General features: G+C 65.0%; 23 protein-coding genes. 11 read left to right on the top strand and 12 right to left on the bottom strand.

Features of this window, described 5'->3' with window-relative positions; all coding sequences use genetic code 11:
- Window positions 1–17 precede the first annotated feature (17 nt).
- Entirely contained in the window at window positions 18–425 is a 408-nt protein-coding gene (locus tag H681_RS17930; protein WP_086009616.1) for a PaaI family thioesterase, read from the bottom strand.
- A gap of 111 nt (window positions 426–536) precedes the next feature.
- On the opposite strand from H681_RS17930, the gene H681_RS17935 reads away from it, so the two are divergent.
- Together H681_RS17935 and H681_RS17940 are read left to right on the top strand one after the other, a co-directional pair.
- Window positions 537–2,252, top strand: coding sequence for a proline--tRNA ligase (locus H681_RS17935; protein WP_015478292.1), 1,716 nt, complete (start codon window positions 537–539; stop codon window positions 2,250–2,252).
- Between the two features lie 8 nt (window positions 2,253–2,260).
- Window positions 2,261–3,220 (top strand): hypothetical protein, encoded by a 960-nt coding sequence (locus H681_RS17940; protein ID WP_015478293.1) that lies wholly within the window; start codon window positions 2,261–2,263, stop codon window positions 3,218–3,220.
- 13 nt (window positions 3,221–3,233) lie between these two features.
- Here H681_RS17940 and H681_RS17945 read toward each other — a convergent pair whose 3' ends face one another.
- A complete protein-coding gene (locus tag H681_RS17945) occupies window positions 3,234–3,509 on the bottom strand; it encodes an acylphosphatase (RefSeq protein ID WP_015478294.1) in 276 nt (91 codons plus the stop codon).
- Window positions 3,509–3,979: a TlpA disulfide reductase family protein gene (locus H681_RS17950; protein ID WP_015478295.1), complete on the bottom strand. Its 471-nt coding sequence runs from the start codon at window positions 3,977–3,979 to the stop codon at window positions 3,509–3,511. Before H681_RS17950 ends, H681_RS17945 begins: the two co-directional genes overlap by 1 nt.
- 30 nt (window positions 3,980–4,009) lie before the next feature.
- Here H681_RS17950 and H681_RS17955 point away from each other — a divergent pair, with 30 nt between their 5' ends.
- A complete protein-coding gene (locus tag H681_RS17955; RefSeq protein ID WP_015478296.1) occupies window positions 4,010–5,419 on the top strand; it encodes a PilZ domain-containing protein in 1,410 nt (469 codons plus the stop codon).
- 182 nt (window positions 5,420–5,601) lie between these two features.
- A complete protein-coding gene (locus H681_RS17960) occupies window positions 5,602–5,997 on the top strand; it encodes a hypothetical protein (RefSeq protein ID WP_015478297.1) in 396 nt (131 codons plus the stop codon).
- Between the two features lie 5 nt (window positions 5,998–6,002).
- Here the strand turns inward: H681_RS17960 and H681_RS27260 are convergent, their stop codons facing one another.
- Window positions 6,003–6,206, bottom strand: a complete 204-nt coding sequence (locus tag H681_RS27260; protein WP_041712678.1) for a hypothetical protein — start codon at window positions 6,204–6,206, stop codon at window positions 6,003–6,005.
- 157 nt (window positions 6,207–6,363) lie between these two features.
- A complete protein-coding gene (locus H681_RS17970) occupies window positions 6,364–7,593 on the bottom strand; it encodes a YihY family inner membrane protein (protein ID WP_015478299.1) in 1,230 nt (409 codons plus the stop codon).
- Window positions 7,594–7,717: 124 nt separating this feature from the next.
- Between H681_RS17970 and arsC the strand changes: the two genes are divergently transcribed.
- The 3 genes from arsC to H681_RS17985 are packed head-to-tail and all read left to right on the top strand — an operon-like array spanning window position 7,718 to window position 9,114.
- Window positions 7,718–8,071: an arsenate reductase (glutaredoxin) gene (gene arsC, locus H681_RS17975; RefSeq protein WP_015478300.1), complete on the top strand. Its 354-nt coding sequence runs from the start codon at window positions 7,718–7,720 to the stop codon at window positions 8,069–8,071.
- Window positions 8,068–8,664, top strand: coding sequence for an NAD(P)H:quinone oxidoreductase (gene wrbA / locus H681_RS17980; RefSeq protein WP_015478301.1), 597 nt, complete (start codon window positions 8,068–8,070; stop codon window positions 8,662–8,664). The genes arsC and wrbA overlap by 4 nt, the downstream gene beginning before the upstream one ends.
- The gene (locus H681_RS17985) at window positions 8,665–9,114 is read left to right on the top strand and encodes a DUF2069 domain-containing protein (protein WP_015478302.1); all 450 of its coding nucleotides are present in this window, start codon (window positions 8,665–8,667) and stop codon (window positions 9,112–9,114) included.
- A gap of 24 nt (window positions 9,115–9,138) precedes the next feature.
- Here the strand turns inward: H681_RS17985 and hda are convergent, their stop codons facing one another.
- Window positions 9,139–9,843 carry a DnaA regulatory inactivator Hda gene (gene hda, locus H681_RS17990; protein ID WP_015478303.1) on the bottom strand — a complete coding sequence of 235 codons (705 nt, stop codon included), beginning with the start codon at window positions 9,841–9,843 and terminating at the stop codon, window positions 9,139–9,141.
- 157 nt (window positions 9,844–10,000) lie between these two features.
- The gene (locus H681_RS17995; protein ID WP_015478304.1) at window positions 10,001–11,044 is read right to left on the bottom strand and encodes a DUF2066 domain-containing protein; all 1,044 of its coding nucleotides are present in this window, start codon (window positions 11,042–11,044) and stop codon (window positions 10,001–10,003) included.
- Between the two features lie 214 nt (window positions 11,045–11,258).
- Between H681_RS17995 and purM the strand changes: the two genes are divergently transcribed.
- The 3 genes from purM to H681_RS18010 are packed head-to-tail and all read left to right on the top strand — an operon-like array spanning window position 11,259 to window position 13,697.
- On the top strand, window positions 11,259–12,320 hold the full coding sequence (purM, locus tag H681_RS18000; protein ID WP_015478305.1) for a phosphoribosylformylglycinamidine cyclo-ligase: 1,062 nt from the start codon (window positions 11,259–11,261) through the stop codon (window positions 12,318–12,320).
- Window positions 12,320–12,970 carry a phosphoribosylglycinamide formyltransferase gene (gene purN / locus H681_RS18005; RefSeq protein WP_015478306.1) on the top strand — a complete coding sequence of 217 codons (651 nt, stop codon included), beginning with the start codon at window positions 12,320–12,322 and terminating at the stop codon, window positions 12,968–12,970. Before purM ends, purN begins: the two co-directional genes overlap by 1 nt.
- A 10-nt stretch (window positions 12,971–12,980) precedes the next feature.
- Entirely contained in the window at window positions 12,981–13,697 is a 717-nt protein-coding gene (locus H681_RS18010; RefSeq protein WP_015478307.1) for a DUF3108 domain-containing protein, read from the top strand.
- A gap of 218 nt (window positions 13,698–13,915) precedes the next feature.
- Here H681_RS18010 and H681_RS18015 read toward each other — a convergent pair whose 3' ends face one another.
- The 5 genes from H681_RS18015 to H681_RS18030 form a co-directional block, all read right to left on the bottom strand.
- Window positions 13,916–14,854: a DUF2167 domain-containing protein gene (locus H681_RS18015; protein ID WP_015478308.1), complete on the bottom strand. Its 939-nt coding sequence runs from the start codon at window positions 14,852–14,854 to the stop codon at window positions 13,916–13,918.
- A 275-nt stretch (window positions 14,855–15,129) separates the two neighbouring features.
- On the bottom strand, window positions 15,130–15,681 hold the full coding sequence (locus H681_RS18020) for a glutathione peroxidase (protein WP_015478309.1): 552 nt from the start codon (window positions 15,679–15,681) through the stop codon (window positions 15,130–15,132).
- A 48-nt stretch (window positions 15,682–15,729) separates the two neighbouring features.
- On the bottom strand, window positions 15,730–15,852 hold the full coding sequence (locus tag H681_RS27065) for a hypothetical protein (protein WP_269078313.1): 123 nt from the start codon (window positions 15,850–15,852) through the stop codon (window positions 15,730–15,732).
- A complete protein-coding gene (locus tag H681_RS18025; protein ID WP_015478310.1) occupies window positions 15,849–17,051 on the bottom strand; it encodes an MFS transporter in 1,203 nt (400 codons plus the stop codon). Before H681_RS18025 ends, H681_RS27065 begins: the two co-directional genes overlap by 4 nt.
- An 80-nt stretch (window positions 17,052–17,131) precedes the next feature.
- The gene (locus tag H681_RS18030) at window positions 17,132–17,548 is read right to left on the bottom strand and encodes a MarR family winged helix-turn-helix transcriptional regulator (RefSeq protein WP_041712134.1); all 417 of its coding nucleotides are present in this window, start codon (window positions 17,546–17,548) and stop codon (window positions 17,132–17,134) included.
- 174 nt (window positions 17,549–17,722) lie between these two features.
- On the opposite strand from H681_RS18030, the gene H681_RS18035 reads away from it, so the two are divergent.
- Window positions 17,723–19,543 carry an acyl-CoA dehydrogenase C-terminal domain-containing protein gene (locus H681_RS18035; RefSeq protein ID WP_015478312.1) on the top strand — a complete coding sequence of 607 codons (1,821 nt, stop codon included), beginning with the start codon at window positions 17,723–17,725 and terminating at the stop codon, window positions 19,541–19,543.
- Window positions 19,544–19,614: the final 71 nt, after the last annotated feature.

The following is a 19,614-nucleotide window of genomic DNA, read 5'->3' on the forward strand; positions in this document are numbered from 1 at the left end:
AATTTCGAACGTATCCGTTACATGGGCAATACATATGTGCCCGTTACATGGGCAACCAACTCCTGCGGATTACTGACCGAGAAGACAGCCACTTCGCAAACCACCTGACGACGCCCCAGCTTCAATATCTTTGCTTCCGCCAGAAGATCTTCCGGCTTCGGCTTGCTGAGAAAGTTGATATTGAGGTTGGAAGTAACCGCCATCTCGACGTTGTCCAACTGAGCCAGAATCACTGCATACATCGCCGCATCCGCCAGCGCCATGATGGTCGGGCCGGAAACCGTTCCACCGGGGCGAACCAGCTTGCCGTGGAACGGAATCCGCGCATACGCGCTACGCCCCTCCAGCGCATCGATACGAAAATCCATGTCATCCGCCATCGGCAATCCAGCCCGGATGAACGTCTGCACCTGCGCTGCATTCAGTCGACTCACCTTGCTCCTCCGTCTCTGCCCGCCGCGCCCTGTACGCAGCCAGACCTGCACCGTACAATGCCCAACCTATATCCCTCTTCGCAACCGACATAACGGCCAACGATGCGTACCAGTCAGTACCTGCTTTCCACTCTGAAAGAAACCCCTTCCGATGCGGTCGTCATCAGCCATCAGCTGATGCTGCGCGCCGGCATGATCCGCAAGCTGGCGTCCGGCCTCTACACCTGGCTGCCAATGGGTCTGCGGGTACTGCGCAAGGTGGAGACCATCGTTCGCGAGGAAATGAACGCCGCTGGCGCCCTGGAAGTACTGATGCCCGCCATCCAGCCCGCCGAACTGTGGCAGGAATCCGGCCGCTGGCAGCAGTACGGCCCCGAGCTGCTGCGCCTGAAGGATCGCCATGACCGCGACTTCTGCGTCGGCCCGACCCACGAGGAAGTGATTACCGATCTGGCGCGCAACGAGCTGAACAGCTACAAGCAGTTGCCGATCAACATGTATCAGATCCAGACCAAGTTCCGTGACGAAATCCGTCCGCGCTTCGGCCTGATGCGCGGCCGCGAGTTCATCATGAAGGACTCCTACTCCTTCCATACCAGCCAGGACTCGTTGCAGGCGACCTACGACGTCATGTACGGCGCGTACAGCAAGATCTTCACCCGCCTGGGCCTGGACTTCCGTGCCGTGCAAGCCGACAACGGCTCCATCGGCGGCAGCGGCTCCCACGAGTTCCACGTGCTGGCCGGCTCCGGCGAGGACGATATCGTCTTCGGCGAATCCACCGACTACGCCGCCAATATCGAGAAAGCCGAGGCCCTGCCCCGCGAGACCGCTCGCGGCGCGGCCAGCGAAGAGCTGCGTCTGGTCGACACTCCAGAAACCAAGACCATCGCCGCCCTGGTGGAGAAGTTCGGCCTGCCCATCGAGAAGACCATCAAGACCCTGGTGGTGCATGCAGCCGAAGAAGGCAAGCTGATTGCCCTGATCGTCCGTGGCGACCACGAACTCAACGAGATCAAGGCCGGCAACCATCCGCTGGTGGCCAGCCCGCTGCAGATGGCCAGCGAGGCGGACATCAAGGCCGCCATCGGCGCCGCCCCCGGCTCCCTCGGCCCGCTGAACCTGCCGCTGCCCTGCATCATCGACCGCTCCGTCGCGCTGATGAGCGACTTCTCCGCCGGCGCCAACGTCGACGACAAGCACTACTTCGGCGTGAACTGGGAACGCGACCTGCCGGTACCGGAAATCGCCGACCTGCGTAACGTCGTCGAAGGCGACCCGAGCCCGGATGGCAAGGGCACCCTGGTGATCCGTCGCGGCATCGAAGTCGGCCACATCTTCCAGCTCGGCACCAAGTACAGCGAAGCCATGAAGCTCTCTGTACTGGGCGAGAGCGGCAAGCCGGTCACCCTGATCATGGGTTGCTACGGCATCGGCGTATCCCGCGTGGTCGCCGCCGCCATCGAGCAGAACTACGACGATCGCGGCATCCTCTGGCCGGCCGCCCTGGCGCCCTTCCAGATCGCCATCGTGCCGATGAAGTACGAGAACGAGGCCGTGCGCGCCGCCACCGACAAGCTCTACGCGGACCTCACCGCCGCCGGCTTCGAAGTGCTGCTGGACGACCGCGACAAGAAGACCAGTCCCGGCGTGAAGTTCGCCGACATGGAGCTGATCGGTATCCCGCACCGCATCGTCGTCAGCGAGCGCGGCCTGGACGAAGGCACCCTGGAGTACAAGGGCCGCCGTGACGCCGAGTCGCAGCCTGTCGCCCTGTCCGACCTGCAAGCCTTCATCACGGCCAAGATCCGCAACTGAGCAGAGCGATGTTCCCCCGAAGTACCTCCAGCCTCGCGGCTGCCGCCTTGTGCGGCAGCCTCCTGCTGAGCGGCTGCGCCAACCAGCTGCCGCAACGCAGCGAACATGAAGAGCGAGTCGAGCGCAAACTGCTCGACCACAGCCTGCAGATCGACGTGGGCACGCCAGGCACCCTGGAACTGCCGCAGCGTCGCATTCGCGTGCAGGAGCAGAAGACCTTCGAGGTTACCGAATTCGAGGTCACCCGGCGCTACGACCGCTACACGCCCTACCAGGGCTGGCGCAAGTCCTACGAAATGCCGCTGGGCGTCGTGGCCTTCGTCGCCGGCATCGGCGCCAATGTGGTCAACGTGTTCGCCCTCGGCAACCTGCCGGAGAGCGTCACCCGTGGCTGGATCCGCTATGGCATCGACGGCATGAACCCATTCATGAACGTGCAATCCAACGGTCGCGCCGAGCAGAACCTGGCAACCATCGAAGAACACCAGCGCGACAAGCGCACGGAGTACTCGAGCCTGCCCTGGGCGGAACGCCCGGTGACCGTCACCGCCGGCAAGAACTCCCAGGAACTGCTGACCGACCGTCATGGCGTGCTGCGCCTGAACCTGCTGGAAGGCCCCTTCAGCGATGAAGAGGTCAGCCGCATCGGCCGCCTGCAGTTCAGCGTGCAGGATCCCTCGGACGATACCCGCGCCGACGCCAGCCTGCAGGTCAGCCGCTCGCTTCGCGGCAAGCTGCAGGAAGCCCACCGGCTGATCTACGACGACCTGGAAGCGGATGATGTGCACCACTGGGTGCACCGCGTGAAGCGTCTTTCCGAGCTTGGCCTGGAAGAGGAAGCCAGCGAGCTGGAGCAGAGCCTGATCGAGCTGACCCGCAACGATCCGGAGTTGCAGAAGGAATTCCTGCACAGCCTGATGACCGATGCCGGCCGCCTGGCCGCGGACCCTGGCGCGGCCAGCAACTGACGCCAGACCGTGCTCAGCGGCGCACGATGAAGCCGGTGATGCCCTGGGGCGTCATCGGCGCCAGCTCCACCGCCGCCACCTTTGCCTTGACCGGCCCGCGGGCCAGCCATTTCTCCAGCTCGCACACGGCACCCTCTTCGCCCTCGAGCAGCACCTCCACCCGACCGTCGTCCAGGTTGCGCACCCAGCCATCGATGTCCAGGCGTTCGGCCTGTTCCTGCGTGCTCTGGCGGTAGTACACGCCCTGTACCTTGCCACTCACATAGCCGTGCAGACAGATCCTGGCCATCAGCGTTTCTCCTCCCGCAGAGCAGCCAGGCGCGCCTGCAGGCCGGCGGCGGTCTGCTCGCCGAGCAACTGCTCGCGCAACTTGCCGTCAGGGTCGACGATGTAGGTGACAGGCAGCGCTTCGCTGCGTGGCAGGCTGTATCGCGGCGAGGGGTCATCCGCCAGCACCGTGTAGGCGATTCCCAGCGCCTGGGCAGACTTGGCCAGATCGGTATCGCGCAGCCCGTCGAAATTCACGCCCAGCACCCGGAAACCCTGTTCCGCGCCCCCTTTGGCAAGCTGGTTCAGCTCGGGAATTTCCTTGCGGCACGGCGCGCACCATTCGGCCCAATAATTAATGACTAGCCACTGGCCATCCATGCTCGCAGCGGTTACTTTCTGTCCATGCTGATCGCTGCCATAGTCAGCCGAACAACCGGCCAGGAGCAGGCCGGCGACCAGTCCCATCACAATACGGAGCCGCACTCCCATGCCTTCAGTCCTCGTGTATGCGGGGCGTTCATGACGCTCGATGCCTTGCGTCTGGAGGTGCCGGATATCCTCGAAGAGGATTCCGATGCAACGAGCAATCTGGCGGCAGTGCTTCAGGAATCCCGACGCCATTCCCTGCTGGAAGGACTACAGAAGACCCTGGGTACACTGTTCCGCCTCAACCGATGTGCGCTGACCTTACTGGAAAGGCAACGCGCCCTGCAAAGCCTGACCGAAGAATATCGCCACTATTCGCAGATGATTCGCCACGAAAAGGCGCCACCGACGCTGTTCGTGCACTTCTGCACCGAGCTGGCGGCGGGTTTCAAGCGTCTGCTGCTGCAGATTCTGCACGGCCGCAAACCGTCGCGGCCGCACCTGGCCTGGTGCCTGTACATGGCCCAGCATTTCCTCGCCCAGGCGCTGCTGCGCCACTACCAGCAGTACCAGCAACCGCCCGGCGTGCTCTGGCGCGACAGCCACCTGCTGTACTGGGTCGGCGAGCACCAGGAGTGTCTCGACGAGCCGGTGGCGGCCGCCTTCGACCCCACTCCTGCCGGCACCCTGCGCGGCCTCTACCAGCAGATACTGCTGCTCGCCCTGAGCAACCCCTTCCACCTGACCGAAGGCGAAGCCCCGCAGCTGTTCAGCGCTCTCGCTCCCCTCGCCGCCCTTGGCCGATTGCATGTCTGGGACGATGAGGAGCAGGAAGGCTACCTGGTCGACCTGGGCGCCGACCTGCCCTGCATCGGTCACGAGCAGATCGGCGAAGTGCCGCCCGAGCAACTGCGCCGCCTGGAGCTGGGCGCCCTGCTGATCGCCCTCCACGACCCCGCGCCCTTGCGCAAGGTCGACCAGGACATCCTGCTGGAGCGCGTCCGCCATCACTGGCTGGGGCATCATCCGCGTCGACACGAGCGTACCGAGCAGACCGGCACCTGCCGGCTGATCGTGGGGCTTGGCGCCATCCAGCAGCACCTGCTCAGCCCCGATACCGAAGGCGGTTGCGATGCCGGGATACTGGACGTCAGCGCCGGGGGCGCCCGCATCAACTGTGCCGGCAATCGTGCCAACCAGTTCCCGGTCGGCCAATTGCTGCTGATCCTCAACAACAACGGCACGCCAACCCTGGCCGTGGTGCGCTGGCGACACCTCAACAACGACGGACTGCACCTGGGCCTGCGCTACCTGAAAGGGCTTCCCCGGCCCGTCTGGCTGCGTCGCGCACCTGACGCCCAGCGTCACCCCGGCGTGCTGCAGAGCACCCCAGAGCCCGGCAACGGCTGGTACCACGGCCTGTGGCTACCCCAGGGACATTTCGTGGAAGGAGAAAACCTCTGGCTGCAACTGGCCAGTTTCGACAACCAGACCATCCTGCCGTTGCCGACCGCCAACCTGAGTACGCCCCTCGTCTCCCGGCACCCGCTGCGCCTGGTCTGAAGCTGATTTGCGAGACAAGTCACAGCCAAGATCGGCAATAGGCCCGGTTTGTCGGAAATTACCTACCTATAATTCGGAACGTTAGTCCGAGCCGACTAGAAGCCTTTCCTCCAGCCGCCTCTCGGCAGCCCCACTATGCGGCAGGCGCCACGCACGCCTCCCACTTTCGACAGGATTGCCAGATGCAGCCCACCGACCAGCTTGTCAGCAAGGTTCCCAGCCACATCGTCAGCAGCGCGCGTGTCGCCAACTCGGCCAGTGGCGGCCGCCTGAGCGACTACAACATCGCCGCCTGGCTGCAACTGCCCGGTGTGGCGGAGTTGCCGGTGACACTGGTGGTCATCTATCGGGATGGCGAACAGGTTCGAGAAGTGGCCGTCGATCACGGCACGGTGAATGCGCAGAGCCGCATCCTGCTGTCAGGCATCGCCCGACTGCCGTTCCGCCAGCGTATCGAGGACATGCAGGTGAGATTGCGGGCAGCCATCGGCCTGTCGCGCCTGGTGGTCGAGGAACTGTTCGTCCAGGCCGTCGAGCCGCAGGAAAGCACCGCACGCCCGATTGCCACCAGCCTCTGATCCGATCAGCCCAGCTGACGTACCTGGGCAGCCGCCTCGAGTTCCGGCCCGGCCTGTGGCGACACGCCGCTCGCCTCGCCCTGCGCCACGGGCAGCAGGGACTCCGGCCAACTGCTGAACTGCAGACCAGTGATTCTATTCAGCCTCTCCAGCGCACTCTGAGGATCGCGCTGATGCAGGTGTACTACTTTTTTCTGGTCGTTGTTCATGGATTCGCTGGCCTTGAAGGAACTTCTACAGAACATCATTGTCCTGTCAGAGCTATAGCCAGAAGCGTGCCAATCCAGAGATAGCCATGACTGGCGCGCCCTACACTAAATACGAAATCTCCGAAGCATCAGAATCGCCCGAAACTGACGTTTTACGTCACTCAGAATGTGACGGCTTCAACCATTCTGCGAGGCTGGCGCCGAAAAGTGCCTGCCGCTCCGTCTGATAACGCTCCAGGGTTTCCCGCAAGGCGGGGTACCAGGGCTCGTCCAGTTCCGTCGGCAAGGCGTCGAGACACGGCAGCGGCCAGGGGCTGCGGTTGAGCAGGTGATGCAGGCGGTAGCTGCCCAGGTCGCGGCACAGCACCCAGGACGCGCTGGTTGCGCCGACACGGCAAACCAGCTGCTCGCCTTCCAGAAAATCGAGAATCTCCTCCCACTCGTCTTCCGGCAACAGCCAGCCCGCGCGGTGCAGATGCTCCAGCCGGGTCGGCACGCCGTGCCGCTGGCGATCGAAGAACACCCGCAGCACCCCCATGATCACCAGCAGGCGCGGCAGCGCGCGGCGCCGCCACAGCCGGGTCGAGGACAGATTGCAGACCAGCTCCGCGCCGAACAGCACGATCAGCCAGGACAGGTAGATCCACAACAGGAACAACGGCACCGTGGCGAAGGCGCCATAGATCAGCTTGTAGCCGGGGAAGAAGCTGACATAGAGGCCGAACAGCGACTTGGCCGCCTCGAACAGGATCGCGGTAAAGACACCACCGGCCAACGCGTGAAGGAAAGGCACCCGCGCATTGGGCACCGCCGCGTAGATCAGGGTGAAGGCCGCGACGCTGAACAGCAGCGGCATGAACTTCAGCAGCATCGCCGCCCCCGGCAGGGCGTGAGGGCCGGACAGCAGCGACAGCGAGGTAATGTAGGTCGACACCGCGAAGCCCGTCCCCAGCAGCAGCGGCCCCAGGCTGAGGATCGCCCAGTACAGCAGGAAGCGCGCGACGCCCCGGCGCGGCTGGCGCACCCGCCAGATGGCGTTGAAGGCCTTCTCGATGGTCACCAGCATGGTGAACGCGGTCACCGCCAGGAAGGCCACGCCCAGCCAGGTCAGATGCCGCGCCTGCACGGTGAAGTTGCGCAGGTAGGCCTCAACCGCTTCGCCGGTGGAGGGTACGAAGTTGCGGAACACGAACAACTGGATGCGCTCCCCCATCCCCTCGAAGGCCGGCACGGCCGAGAGCATGGCGAAGGTCACGGTCATCATCGGGACGACAGCGAACAACGTGGTATAGGTCAAGGCCGCCGCACTGTTCGGCGCCTTGTCGGCGAGGAAGCGCTGGGCCAGATAGCGGCCGAACTCGACCAGGCCCCGCATGCGTTCGTGCATGAATTGTCCTTTGGCTGCACAGAAAAACCGTCCTCGTAGATCGCGCCGCACGACAGCGGTTCAGTCCGATCCGAGGAGGCGGTTAGAATAGCCGCCACTTCATCGGCCTTGCGAGTCCCGGCACATGAGCCAGATTTCCCTGTTCCACAATCCCCGCTGCTCGAAATCCCGCGGCGCCCTCGAACTGCTGGAAGAACGCGGTATCCAGGCGGAGATCATCCGCTACCTGGAAACCCCGCCCAGCGCGGCTGAACTCAAGGCGCTGCTCGGCAAGCTGGGCATCGGCGCGCGCCAATTGCTGCGCACCGGCGAGGACGAGTACAAGACCCTCGACCTGGCCAATCCGGCGCTCAGCGACGAGCAACTGATCGAGGCGATGGCCAGCCATCCCAAGCTGATCGAGCGACCGATCCTGATCGTCGGCGACAAGGCGGTGATCGGCCGCCCGCCGGAGAAGGTGCTGGAGATCCTGCCTTGAACACGCCCTATATCCTGGTCCTGTACTACAGCCGCCACGGCGCCACCGCGGAAATGGCACGACAGATCGCCCGTGGCGTGGAACAGGGCGGCCTGGAAGCCCGCGTGCGCACGGTGCCCGCCGTCTCCACCGAATGCGAAGCGGTAGCCCCGGACATCCCGGCCGAAGGCGTGCTCTACGCCACCCTGGACGACCTGAAGGACTGCGCTGGCCTGGTGCTGGGCAGCCCGACGCGCTTCGGCAACATGGCCGCACCACTCAAGTACTTTCTCGACGGCACCAGCAGCCTCTGGCTGACCGGCGGCCTGGTGGGCAAGCCGGCGGCGGTATTCACTTCCACCGCCAGCCTGCACGGCGGCCAGGAAACCACCCAGTTGTCGATGCTGCTGCCGCTGTTGCACCACGGCATGATCGTCACCGGCATCCCCTACAGCGAGCCGGCCCTGCTGGAAACCCGAGGCGGCGGCACCCCCTACGGCGCCAGCCATTTCGCCGGCGCGGATGGCAAGCGCAGCCTCGATGATCACGAAATCACCCTGTGCCGCGCGTTGGGCAAGCGCCTGGCCGAAGTCGCCCGCAAACTGGAGAGCTGAATGGCCCGCAAGAACAAACCGCTGCCGTCGATGGACTGGCTCAAGCCCCGGCTGGCCGCCAGCCGGGCCATTGCCCTCGGCAGCTTCATCGGCCTGATTCTGCTCATCGTCATCTGGGATGTGCTGTTCGCCGACGCCCACGGTGGCGCGCACTGGGTACCGTGGGTCTTCCTCGGCTTCAAGCTGCTGCCGCTGCTGGTGGTCGCGCCGGGCCTGCTGATCGGCAGCGCGCGCGGCCACGCCTGGGCCTGCTACGTGATCAATCTGTACTTCATCCTCGGTGTGCTCAACGCCTTCGATCCCGCCCACGCCATCTTCGGCTGGGCCGAGATCATCCTCAGCGTCGGGCTGTTCTGCTCGGCCTTGCTGTACACCCGCTGGCGCTTCCAGTACGACCGCAAGCGGGCCGGCGAAGGCGAGGAAACACAGCAGGAAGCGACGAGCGCCTGAGCAACCGCCGGAGGAAACCTGGGCTTACCAGCCCATGGTTTCCTTGAGGAAGGGAATCGTCAGCTTGCGCTGGGCCTGCAGCGACGCCTTGTCCAGCTCGTCCAGCAGGTCGAAGAGGAACTGCATGCTGCGCGCGCCGCGGGTGAGGATGAAGCGCCCCACTTCGTCGGTCAGGTGCAGGCCGCGACGAGAGGCGCGCAGTTGCAGGGCACGCAGCTTTTCTTCGTCGCTCAGCAGGTGCAGCTGGAAAATCAGCGAGAGGGTCAGGCGGGATTTCAGGTCCGGCAGCTTCACCCCCAGCTCGCGTGGCGACACCGACGCCGACAGCAGCAGCTTGCGGCCGGAATCGCGCAGACGATTGAACAGGTGGAACAGCCCTTCTTCCCACTCACGCTTGCCGGCCAGGGCATCGAGGTCGTCCAGGCACACCAGCTCGCGTTGTTCGAGGTTGTCGAAGATTTCCGGGCCGTAGGGCACCAGATCCGCCATCGGCAGGTAGACGGACGGCTCGCCGAGCTGTTCGGAACGGATGCAGGCGGCCTGCAACAAGTGGCTGCGGCCCACGCCTTCGGCGCCCCAGAGATAGATCAGGCTCTCCGTCCAACCCGCTTCCGGTTCGCACAGGCGCTCGACATAGCCCAGCGCCGCGGCATTGGCACCGGGGTAGTAGTTGGCGAACGTTGCGTCATCACGCAGGCGTACGCTTAGGGGGAGCTGCATAGGAGTCATGCGGGCCGAGCGTTTCTTCAATCGCTTAGGGTGAGCCTTGGTGACTGAAAGTTTATCCAAATCAGAAGGATAACGCAGCTCCCCGGTACGGATCAGAGCGGCCATGCCCCGCAACGGGACTTTGTCCGCTCCCGGGGCATGGCGTTATCCGCAGAAATCACCAGTGGAAACGCAGGATGTTCTGGCGCGGTACGGCGGGGTTCGGCACCGGCTGGCCATTGGCATCCACCGCTGGCGGGGTCGGTTCGGCGGAGGCTTCCTGCAGGCGGGCCAGCGCCAGTTGCGCGCGCAATTGCTCGGGGCTCGCGGTCACGTTGTAGACCAGCTTGCCGCCCTGCACCAGCACCAGCTTGGCGCCCATAGGCTCGAGCAGACGCGACACCTCGGCGTAGCGAGCCAGATCGGCGCCCTCGATCTGCAGGACCTGGGCCGAAGCCGATCCTGCCGAACCGACGAAACGCTGCGATAGACGTTGCGACACACCGAGCATCACCGCATCGGCCAGCGCGTCCGGAGTATCGCCCTGGGCCTGGCCCTGTTCGCGGCTATCGCCCATCCATACGCGCCAGGTGGCGGTCCACTTGCCGTCGGCTTCCTTGGCGTCCACCGCCAGCAGGGCGTCGGCGCCGTAGCGCTCGGAGGCAGCGTTCAGCGCGTCAGGCTGGGCGGCGTTGAGGTTCTCGGCAGTGCCGACCTGCTGCTCGCTGAGGTCAGCCATCGGCAGGCGCAGCGGCAGGCCGCGGCGTTGAGCGGCACGGTTCAGCGGCGCAGCGGCTTCCTGGCTGTCACCCACCAGGCTGCTGCCATCATCGGTGCTTTCATTCAGCCACCAGGCCAGTACGGACGGACGGCTGGCACCCCAGACAGGCAGGCCGGCCTGGCGCAGCGCGTTGTCGGTGGCGGTCGGATCGAAGTCCACCACCAGCGCCAGCGGCGGACCGTTCTCGTAGCCGTACTGGCTGATCAATTGCTGCGGGTCCTTGAAATAGCCCGCCAGCGCGGGGCTTTGCAGGCCGCGGGTGTCGCCGGTCAGGCGTTGCACCAGGGTCTGCAGGGCGCGGGTCAGGCCGGCGTTGCGCTCGTCCGGCTGCTGGGAAGCCACCGGCTCGTGCACCTGGTAAAGATTGCCAAGCGTTTCAGCGAAGGATGGCAGGCTGAGCAGCGACAGGCAGAGGATCAACAGGCGGGCAGTCAGACGCATGGCGGGCTCTCGCGGAGGAAAACGAAGATGCCGGCATCCAACGAGCCGGCAAGGAAGGCCTATACCTTAAACAGCCGTCCGGCCAGCGGCAACAGCACGAGATGGCCGCTGCCGGGCAAGCCTGATAAAATCCCGCGCCTCCCGCGCAGGCCGGGAAGCGCGAACGGCGCGCCCGGCGGCAAGACGAATCATCCCTATCTATAGGCCTGGATTTATGAGCAACAAGCAACCCTCGTTGAGCTACAAGGACGCCGGTGTGGACATCGACGCCGGCGAAGCCCTGGTCGAACGCATCAAAGGCGTCGCCAAGCGCACCGCGCGTCCGGAAGTCATGGGCGGCCTGGGTGGCTTTGGCGCTCTGTGCGAAATCCCGGCCGGTTACAAGCAGCCCGTACTGGTCTCCGGCACCGACGGCGTCGGCACCAAGCTGCGCCTGGCGCTGAACCTGAACAAGCACGACAGCATCGGCCAGGATCTGGTCGCCATGTGCGTGAACGACCTGGTCGTGTGCGGCGCCGAGCCGCTGTTCTTCCTCGACTACTACGCCACCGGCAAGCTCAACGTCGACGTGGCCGCCACCGTGGTCACCGGTATCGGCGCCGGTTGCGAGCTGGCCGGCTGCTCCCTGGTCGGTGGCGAAACCGCCGAGATGCCCGGCATGTACGAAGGCGAAGACTACGACCTGGCCGGCTTCTGCGTCGGCGTCGTGGAGAAGTCCGAGATCATCGACGGCTCGAAAGTGGTCGCCGGCGACGCCCTGATCGCCCTGCCCTCCTCCGGCCCGCACTCCAACGGCTACTCGCTGATCCGCAAGATCATCGAAGTCTCCGGCGCCGACATCGAGTCCACCCAGCTGAACGGCCAGCCCCTGGCCGACCTGCTGATGGCCCCGACCCGCATCTACGTCAAACCCCTGCTGCAACTGATCAAGCAGACCGGCGCGGTGAAGGCGATGGCCCACATCACCGGTGGCGGCCTGCTCGACAACATCCCGCGCGTCCTGCCGGACAACGCCCAGGCCGTGATCGACGTGGCCAGTTGGCAACGCCCGGCGGTCTTCGACTGGCTGCAGGAAAAAGGCAACGTCGACGAGACCGAGATGCACCGCGTGCTGAACTGCGGCGTGGGCATGGTCATCTGTGTTGCCCAGGACCAGGTCGAGGCTTCCCTGAAAGCCCTGCGTGACGCCGGCGAGCAGCCGTGGGTCATCGGCAGCATCGAAGCCTGCGCCGCCGACGCCGAGCGCGTGGTCCTGAACAACCTGAAAGGCCACTGATGTCCACACCTTGCAATGTCGTGGTGCTGATTTCCGGCTCCGGCAGCAACCTGCAAGCCCTGATCGACAGCCTCGCCGACGCCCCGTCGGCGGCAGCGATCCGCGCGGTGGTGTCCAACCGCGCGGACGCCTACGGTCTGGAGCGCTCGCGCAAGGCCGGCATCGAGACCTGCTTCCTCGACCACAAGGCCTATGCCGACCGTGAAAGCTTCGATGCCGCGCTGATCCAGGCCATCGATGGCTTCAGCCCTGACCTGGTGCTGCTCGCCGGCTTCATGCGCATCCTCAGCCCCGGCTTCGTGCGTCACTATCACGGCCGCCTGCTGAACATCCATCCGTCCCTGCTGCCCAAGTACAAGGGCCTGCACACCCATCAGCGCGCGCTGGAAGCCGGCGACGCCGAACATGGCTGCAGCGTGCACTTCGTCACGGAGGAACTTGACGGTGGACCACTGGTCGTACAGGCGACAATCCCGGTACAGTCTGACGACACGCCGGAAACGCTGGCGCAGCGCGTTCACGTGCAGGAGCACTTGATCTATCCGCTGGCCATGCACTGGTTCGCCGAAGGCCGTTTGTGCCTGGGCGAGCAAGGCGCCATGCTGGATGGGGAGCTTCTGCCCGCCTCCGGCTATTCGTACCGAACCTAGGAGATTCGTGATGCGTAGAGCCCTGCTGTTCCTGATGGCTGTACTGACCTTGCCGGCCCAGGCTTTCGAGCTGCAGCCGTTCGAGGCCAGCTACACCGCCGACTGGAAACAGATGCCGATCAGCGGGACCGCCTCCCGCAGCCTCAAGCAAGGCGACGGCGGCCGTTGGGAGTTGGATTTCAAGGCGTCCATGCTGCTCGCCAGTCTCACCGAGACCAGTACGTTCAAGGTCGAGAACGACACCTACCTGCCGCTGACCTACCGCTGGGCCCGCGAAGGCCTGGGCAAGAACAAGCAGACCGAGCTCGATTTCGACTGGGCCGAGAAGCAGGTACTGGGCAGCGACCGTGGCGACCAGGTGCGCCAGCCGCTGAACAAGGGACAGCTGGACAAGTCGACCTACCAGCTCGCGCTGCAGCATGATGTGGCTGTCGGCAAGAAGGCCATGAGCTACCAGGTGATCGAGGGTACCGACACCGATACCTACGATTTCCGCGTGCTGGGCGAGGAGAAGGTCCGCACCCAGGCCGGCCTGATCACCGCCATCAAGGTGGAGCGCGTGCGCGACCCTACCAAGAGCAACCGCAAGACCGTCCTCTGGTTCGCCAAGGACTGGGATTACCTGCTGGTCCGCCTGTATCAACAGGAGTCCGACGGCAAGGAATACCAGATCATGCTCAAGGAAGGCAGCGTGAACGGCAAGACCGTCCAGGGCGAGAAAGGCTGATCCTTCAGCAGCATGAAAAAGCCGGGCAAATGCCCGGCTTTTTCTATCGTGCGTGGCCGGACCAGATGTCGCAGTGTTTTTGTAGGAGCGAGCTTGCTCGCGAACCGCTTGGCGCCGGCGTTGCCTGGAGTTCTGTTCGCGAGCAAGCTCGCTCCTACCAAGAGCAAAAAAGCCGGGCATTGCCCGGCTTTTCTTTGCCTTGAAGCCATGCCTGCGAATCAGCCCTCGGTGGGGGGCTTGCGCTTGAAGCGGCGGAGGATCCAGCCGATGGCCAGCGCCGGGATGATCCACAGCTTCTTCAGCAGCACCAGCGCGGTGGCGAACAGGCCGACCTTGGCCGCCACCTTGCCGGCAATCAGCGCGCCCAGGCCATAGGCCGCGACCTTGTCGACGCTGGGGTTGAAGTCGACATAGCGGCTGCCCGGATTGAATTCGGTCATGGCCAGCACCTTGTCGACGTTCTTCTCGATCTCCGGCAGTTGCTCCATACCGGCCACGAAGTTCAGCACCAGCACCCCTTTGCGGCCCAGCACGCGGATGTTGTAGTTCAGCGTGTGCTCCTTGGCGTCGCCGAACTGCAGCTCCTTGGCCCAGTACAGTTTCTTCTCGGCGGCGTCATAACGCGGCGGCGCGGCCCAGCCGATCAGTTGGATCGCCTCGAAGCCCTGCTGCTCGCGCTGCGGGTTGGCTTCCTTGAGATCGTTCTGCATGTCCTTGAGCATCTCGGCGTAGTCGATCTTCGCCGCGTCCTCGTCGGACACGTAACCGCTCTCCTCATACTGCACGGTCACCGCCCATGACTCGGCGGCGAAGGGCGAGACGTCCGCTGGCATCAACATGCCCAATGGCGGCTCGGAGCTGGGCGGGTTGCCCCAGGCCTCCAGCACACGCTCGGCATCCTTGCCGTCGAGGAAGACGAAATTGTCCGGCAGGTCGAAGGTGGCGAGGTTGTCACCGACCACCACCTTGCCCTTCTGGAAGTGCAGGCTGGCGACGAAGGTCTCGGGCGACATTTCCTCGTCCGACTCGGCGGCGGGGGCTGTGGCGGCCGCAGCAGCAGGGGCTTCGCTGGAACTGGAAGTGGCGGGTGCGGCAAACGCGGGCGCGGCGCCAGCCTGCGCGAGCAAGGCAACGAGGAAGAGGGCTTTGCCATCCATAGGGTGAATCTCCTGAATCATATCCATGACATCGGCGGCCAATTGCTGAGCCGCCGGGCACGAATTGTCGCACTCCAGCGCTGAACCTGTAACAGGAAATTTCACTTCCGCCCGATGCGCTGCACAAAAAAGCCGGGCACCGGCCCGGCTGGTGGTTTCATGATCTGTCTCCGACAGGGTTCATTGTAGGAGCGAGCTTGCTCGCGAACCCGTTTGCCGGCCGCGCCGGTGCCATGCGTTCGCGAGCAAGCTCGCTCCTACAAAAAGCCGTTGATTCAGGGCTGGCTGGCGATAGCTTTCTCGATGGCCGCCTGCAGCTCGGGATCATCTGGCTTGGTCAGGCTGGAAAACTCCGCCACCACCTTGCCCTGGCGATCCACCACGTACTTGAAGAAGTTCCAGCGCGGCACCTGGTCAGCCTGCTGCGCGAGGTCCTTGAACAGGGGGATCGCCTCGTCGCCGCTGACGTGCTGCACCGAGGTCATGTTGAAGGTCACACCGTAATTGCCGTAGCAGATCTTCGCGGTCTCGGCGGCGTCGGCGTCTTCCTGCTTGAAGTCGTCGGAGGGCACGCCGAGTACTTCCAGGCCCTGCCCCTTGTACTTCTGGTAGACCGCCTCGAGCCCCTTGAACTGCGGCGTGAAGCCACAGTGGCTGGCGGTGTTCACCACCACCAGCGGCTTGCCGGCATACAGCTCGCAGAGGTCGAGCACGTCCTTGGAACGCAGCTTGGGCAATTCACCCTGAGTCTTGAGCAGCGCCGGACACTCGGCGGCCTGGGCGGCAAAGGGCAACAGCAGGGTCAGGGCGAGCAGAGAGAGACGCATGGCAGTGATCCTCGAGTGATTCCGCCACGCTACCCCGCGCACCGGGCATCAGCAACTGCCCATGCCCAATTGCATCAGCGCCAGCCCGCCGCGCTGCCAGCCCCACCAGGCGAGGCCGGCCAGCGCCAGGCAAATGCCCAGTACCAGTACGATCACCAGCCTGCGTTTCACGCGGCCTCCAGGACTGGCCGCTCGATCGGGCGCTCACGCACTGGCCAGTTGAGCAGGCCCGCCAGCAGGCTGAGGAGGATGGAAACCTGCCAGACCAGATCGTAGTTGCCGGTGTGGTCATACACATAGCCCCCCAGCCAGCCGCCGAGGAAGGCGCCGACCTGGTGGAACAGGAAGGTGATGCCGCCGAGCATCGACAGGTTGCGCACGCCGAACAGCGTGGCCACGGTGCCATTGGTGAGCGGCACGGTGGACAGCCACAGCAGCCCCATCGCAATGCCGAAGGCATAGGCCGTCCATACCGTCAGCGGCGCCCAGAGGAAGGCGACGATCACCACGCCGCGCAGCAGGTACAGGCCGGTGAGCAGCTTGGGTTTGCTCATCCGCCCGCCCAGCCAGCCGGCGATGTAGGTGCCAAACACGTTGAACAGCCCCACCAGCGCCAGCACCGTGGTGCCGACGGTGGCCGGCAGGTGACGATCCACCAGGTAGGCCGGCAGGTGCACGCCGATGAACACCACCTGGAAGCCGCAGACGAAGAAGCCCAGGGACAACAGCCAGAAGCCGGAATGGCCGGCCGCCTCGCGCAACGCCTCGCCAAGGGTCTGCTCGTGGCCCTGGACCGGCAGCGGCTTGTCGCGCATCAGCCCGGACAGCGGAACGATCAGTGCCACCAGCAGGCCCAGCGCCAGCAGCGCAGCGGACCAGCCCAGCCAACTGATCAGGCCGAGGGTGCCCGGCAGCATGACGAACTGACCGAAGGAGCCGGCCGCCGCCGAGATGCCCATCGCCATGCTGCGCCGCTCCAGCGGTACCGCACGGCCCACCGCACCGAGGATCACCGAGAAGGAAGTGCCGGACAGGCCGATGCCGATCAGCAGGCCCGCGCTCAAGGACAGGCTGAAGGCCGAATCGGAGTAGCCCATCAGCACCAGGCCGACGGCGTAGAGGATGCCGCCCACCAGCACGGTGCGCATGGCGCCGAAGCGGTCGGCGATGGCCCCGGTGAACGGCTGGGCGATGCCCCAGATGAGGTTCTGCAGGGCGATGGCGAAGGCGAAGGTCTCGCGGCCCCAGCCGAACTCGGCGCTCATCGGCGCCAGGAACAGGCCGAAGCCGTGGCGGATGCCCAGGGACAAGGCCAGGATCAGGGCGCCGGACAAGAGTATCCAGAACGCCGTGCGCGATAGCTTCGACATCGTTTTCTCCTAAACGGGTATATACCCGCTTTTAATCCGTCTTCTAAGGTGAAAAGCTATCCATTGCACGCGGGCCGCCGCTAGCTCTCCAGCTCGGCCAGTTCATCCAGCAAGGCTTCCAGCTGACGGCGCTTGTCCTCGCCCAGGTGGGCCGCGACATCCTGCTGCGCCGCATCCCAGGCCTCGCGGCCAAGCTCGATGCGCGCCAGTCCTTCCGCGGTCAGCACCACGATACGGTTGCGCAGGTCTGCGCCCTCCGCCAGGCGTACCAGCCCCTCGCCTTCCAGCGGCTTGAGGTTGCGCCCGAGGGTACTGCGGTCCAGGCCCATCGCTTCGGCCAGTTCGGAGATGCTCGGCTGCTCCAGCCGCGACAGGTGCCGCAACAGGGAAAACTGCGGCGTGGTCAACCCGACCCCCTTCAGGGCGTCATCATAGACACGGGTGACCGCACGGGCGGAGCGGCGCAATTTGGTACAGAGACAGTGGGTCGTCAGCATGACTGCGTGTATATACCCGCAATCTGCGGATCGTCAATGGCCGGCGCGACCGATTGTCCCATCTGCCAGATCGGCGCGTTGGCGCAGCCAAGGGCATCGCGCGGAGCCAGCCGTATAACTGCGGCCATCCAGCCCCGCGCTTTCGACGGGGCGCATCACGCTCCGAGGTCCCCGATGCCCGTCTACAAAGCTCCGCTGCGCGACACCCGCTTCCTGCTCAACGAAGTCTTCGATTTCCCCAGCCACTACCAGAACCTGGTCAACGGCGGCGAAGCCACGCCGGACATGGTCGATGCCATTCTCGGCGAATGCGCGAAACTCTGCGAGGAGGTTATCGCCCCGCTCTACCACAGTGGCGACGAGGAAGGCTGCCACCTGGAGAACGGCGAAGTGCGCACCCCCAAGGGCTTCAAGGAAGCCTACGACGCTTACGTCGCCGGCGGCTGGCAGGGCCTGTCGCACCCGGTGGAATACGGCGGCCAGGGCCTGCCGATGAGCCTGGGCGCGCTCAAGCAGGAGATGCTGGGCACCGCCAACTGGCCGTTCTCGATGTACCCGGGGCTGTCGCTGGGCGCGATGAACACCGTGATGCAGCACGGCACCGAGGCGCAGAAGCAGACCTACCTCACCCCGCTCACCGAAGGCCGCTGGGGCGGCACCATGTGCCTGACCGAGCCGCAGTGCGGCACCGACCTGGGTCAGGTGAAGACCCGCGCCGAAGCCAACACCGACGGTAGCTACGCGATCACCGGCACCAAGATCTTCATCTCCTCCGGCGAGCACGACCTCACCGAGAACATCGTCCACATCGTGCTCGCACGCCTGCCGGACGCGCCCAAAGGCACGCGCGGCATCTCGCTGTTCATCGTGCCGAAATTCCTGCCGGGTGAAAGCGGCAGCCTCGGCCCGCGCAACGGCGTGACCTGCGGCGCGCTGGAAAAGAAGATGGGCATCAAGGCCTCGGCCACCTGCGTGATGAACTTCGACGGCGCCACCGGCTACCTGATCGGCGAACCGAACAAGGGCCTGGAGTGCATGTTCACCTTCATGAACAGCGCGCGCATCGGCACCGCCATCCAGGGCGTCGCCACCGCCGAGCTGGCCTACCAGGGCGCACTCGCCTATGCCCGCGAGCGCCGCTCGATGCGCGCCCTCTCCGGCACCAAGGAACCGGGCGAGATCGCCGACAGCCTGATGCACCACGGCGACGTGCGCCGCATGCTGCTGACCCAGAAGGCCGTGGCCGAGGGCGGCCGCGCGCTGATCTACCTAGCCACCCAGTACGCCGACAAGATGATCCAGGGCCTGCTGACCAACGACAACGCCGAATATGACCGCTGGGACGACAAGCTCGGCTTCCTCACCCCGATCCTCAAGGGCTGCCTGACCGAACTGGGCCTGGAGAGCGCTAACCTCGGCATGCAGGTATTCGGCGGCCACGGCTACATCAAGGAACACGGCATGGAGCAGATCGTCCGCGACGCGCGGATCGCCACGCTCTACGAAGGCACTACCGGCATCCAGGCGCTGGACCTGCTCGGCCGCAAGGTGCTGCTGATGACCCAGGGCAAGGCGGTGCGCGACTTCACCCGGCAGGTGGCGAAGTTCGCCGTCGAACTGCTCAAGCAGGAGCCGGCCATGCGCGGTCGCGCGCTCACCCTGCTCAAGCTCTGCGCGCAGTGGAACCTGCTGACGCTGCGCATCGCCCTCACCGCCCGCAAGCAGCGCGACCTGGTGAGCACCGCCAGCCACGACTACCTGATGTTCTCCGGCTACGCCGCGCTGGCGTATTCCTGGGCGCTGCAGGAAGCCGCCGCGCGCAAGCGCCTGCGCCAGGGCGGCAGCGAGTCGAGCGACTTCTACAAGGCGAAGATCGCTACCAGCGAGTTCTACTTCGCCCGCCTGCTGCCGCGCGCCAAGGGGCATGCGGCGGCGATGGCGAAGCCGGTGCAGTCGATCATGGGTTTGAAGACGGAGCATTTCGCCTTCGATTGAGGTGGGCGCTTTTCGTAGGACCGAGGGGGGGCGCCCAGCCCTTGCTCGCCAACGCGCTTCCCGGCCGCATC

Source organism: Pseudomonas sp. ATCC 13867 (genome assembly GCF_000349845.1).
Classification (GTDB): domain Bacteria; phylum Pseudomonadota; class Gammaproteobacteria; order Pseudomonadales; family Pseudomonadaceae; genus Pseudomonas.

Bases quoted from the DNA above. Each gene is read 5' to 3' on its own strand.
- H681_RS17935 (WP_015478292.1), top strand. From the start codon at position 537: ATGCGTACCAGTCAGTACCTGCTTTCCACTCTGAAAGAAACCCCTTCC.
- H681_RS17940 (WP_015478293.1), top strand. From the start codon at position 2,261: ATGTTCCCCCGAAGTACCTCCAGCCTCGCGGCTGCCGCCTTGTGCGGC.
- H681_RS17945 (WP_015478294.1), bottom strand. From the start codon at position 3,509: ATGGCCAGGATCTGTCTGCACGGCTATGTGAGTGGCAAGGTACAGGGC.
- H681_RS17950 (WP_015478295.1), bottom strand. From the start codon at position 3,979: ATGGGAGTGCGGCTCCGTATTGTGATGGGACTGGTCGCCGGCCTGCTC.
- H681_RS17955 (WP_015478296.1), top strand. From the start codon at position 4,010: ATGACGCTCGATGCCTTGCGTCTGGAGGTGCCGGATATCCTCGAAGAG.
- H681_RS17960 (WP_015478297.1), top strand. From the start codon at position 5,602: ATGCAGCCCACCGACCAGCTTGTCAGCAAGGTTCCCAGCCACATCGTC.
- H681_RS27260 (WP_041712678.1), bottom strand. From the start codon at position 6,206: ATGAACAACGACCAGAAAAAAGTAGTACACCTGCATCAGCGCGATCCT.
- H681_RS17970 (WP_015478299.1), bottom strand. From the start codon at position 7,593: ATGCACGAACGCATGCGGGGCCTGGTCGAGTTCGGCCGCTATCTGGCC.
- arsC (WP_015478300.1), top strand. From the start codon at position 7,718: ATGAGCCAGATTTCCCTGTTCCACAATCCCCGCTGCTCGAAATCCCGC.
- H681_RS17985 (WP_015478302.1), top strand. From the start codon at position 8,665: ATGGCCCGCAAGAACAAACCGCTGCCGTCGATGGACTGGCTCAAGCCC.
- hda (WP_015478303.1), bottom strand. From the start codon at position 9,843: ATGACTCCTATGCAGCTCCCCCTAAGCGTACGCCTGCGTGATGACGCA.
- H681_RS17995 (WP_015478304.1), bottom strand. From the start codon at position 11,044: ATGCGTCTGACTGCCCGCCTGTTGATCCTCTGCCTGTCGCTGCTCAGC.
- purM (WP_015478305.1), top strand. From the start codon at position 11,259: ATGAGCAACAAGCAACCCTCGTTGAGCTACAAGGACGCCGGTGTGGAC.
- purN (WP_015478306.1), top strand. From the start codon at position 12,320: ATGTCCACACCTTGCAATGTCGTGGTGCTGATTTCCGGCTCCGGCAGC.
- H681_RS18010 (WP_015478307.1), top strand. From the start codon at position 12,981: ATGCGTAGAGCCCTGCTGTTCCTGATGGCTGTACTGACCTTGCCGGCC.
- H681_RS18015 (WP_015478308.1), bottom strand. From the start codon at position 14,854: ATGGATGGCAAAGCCCTCTTCCTCGTTGCCTTGCTCGCGCAGGCTGGC.
- H681_RS18020 (WP_015478309.1), bottom strand. From the start codon at position 15,681: ATGCGTCTCTCTCTGCTCGCCCTGACCCTGCTGTTGCCCTTTGCCGCC.
- H681_RS18025 (WP_015478310.1), bottom strand. From the start codon at position 17,051: ATGTCGAAGCTATCGCGCACGGCGTTCTGGATACTCTTGTCCGGCGCC.
- H681_RS18030 (WP_041712134.1), bottom strand. From the start codon at position 17,548: ATGCTGACGACCCACTGTCTCTGTACCAAATTGCGCCGCTCCGCCCGT.
- H681_RS18035 (WP_015478312.1), top strand. From the start codon at position 17,723: ATGCCCGTCTACAAAGCTCCGCTGCGCGACACCCGCTTCCTGCTCAAC.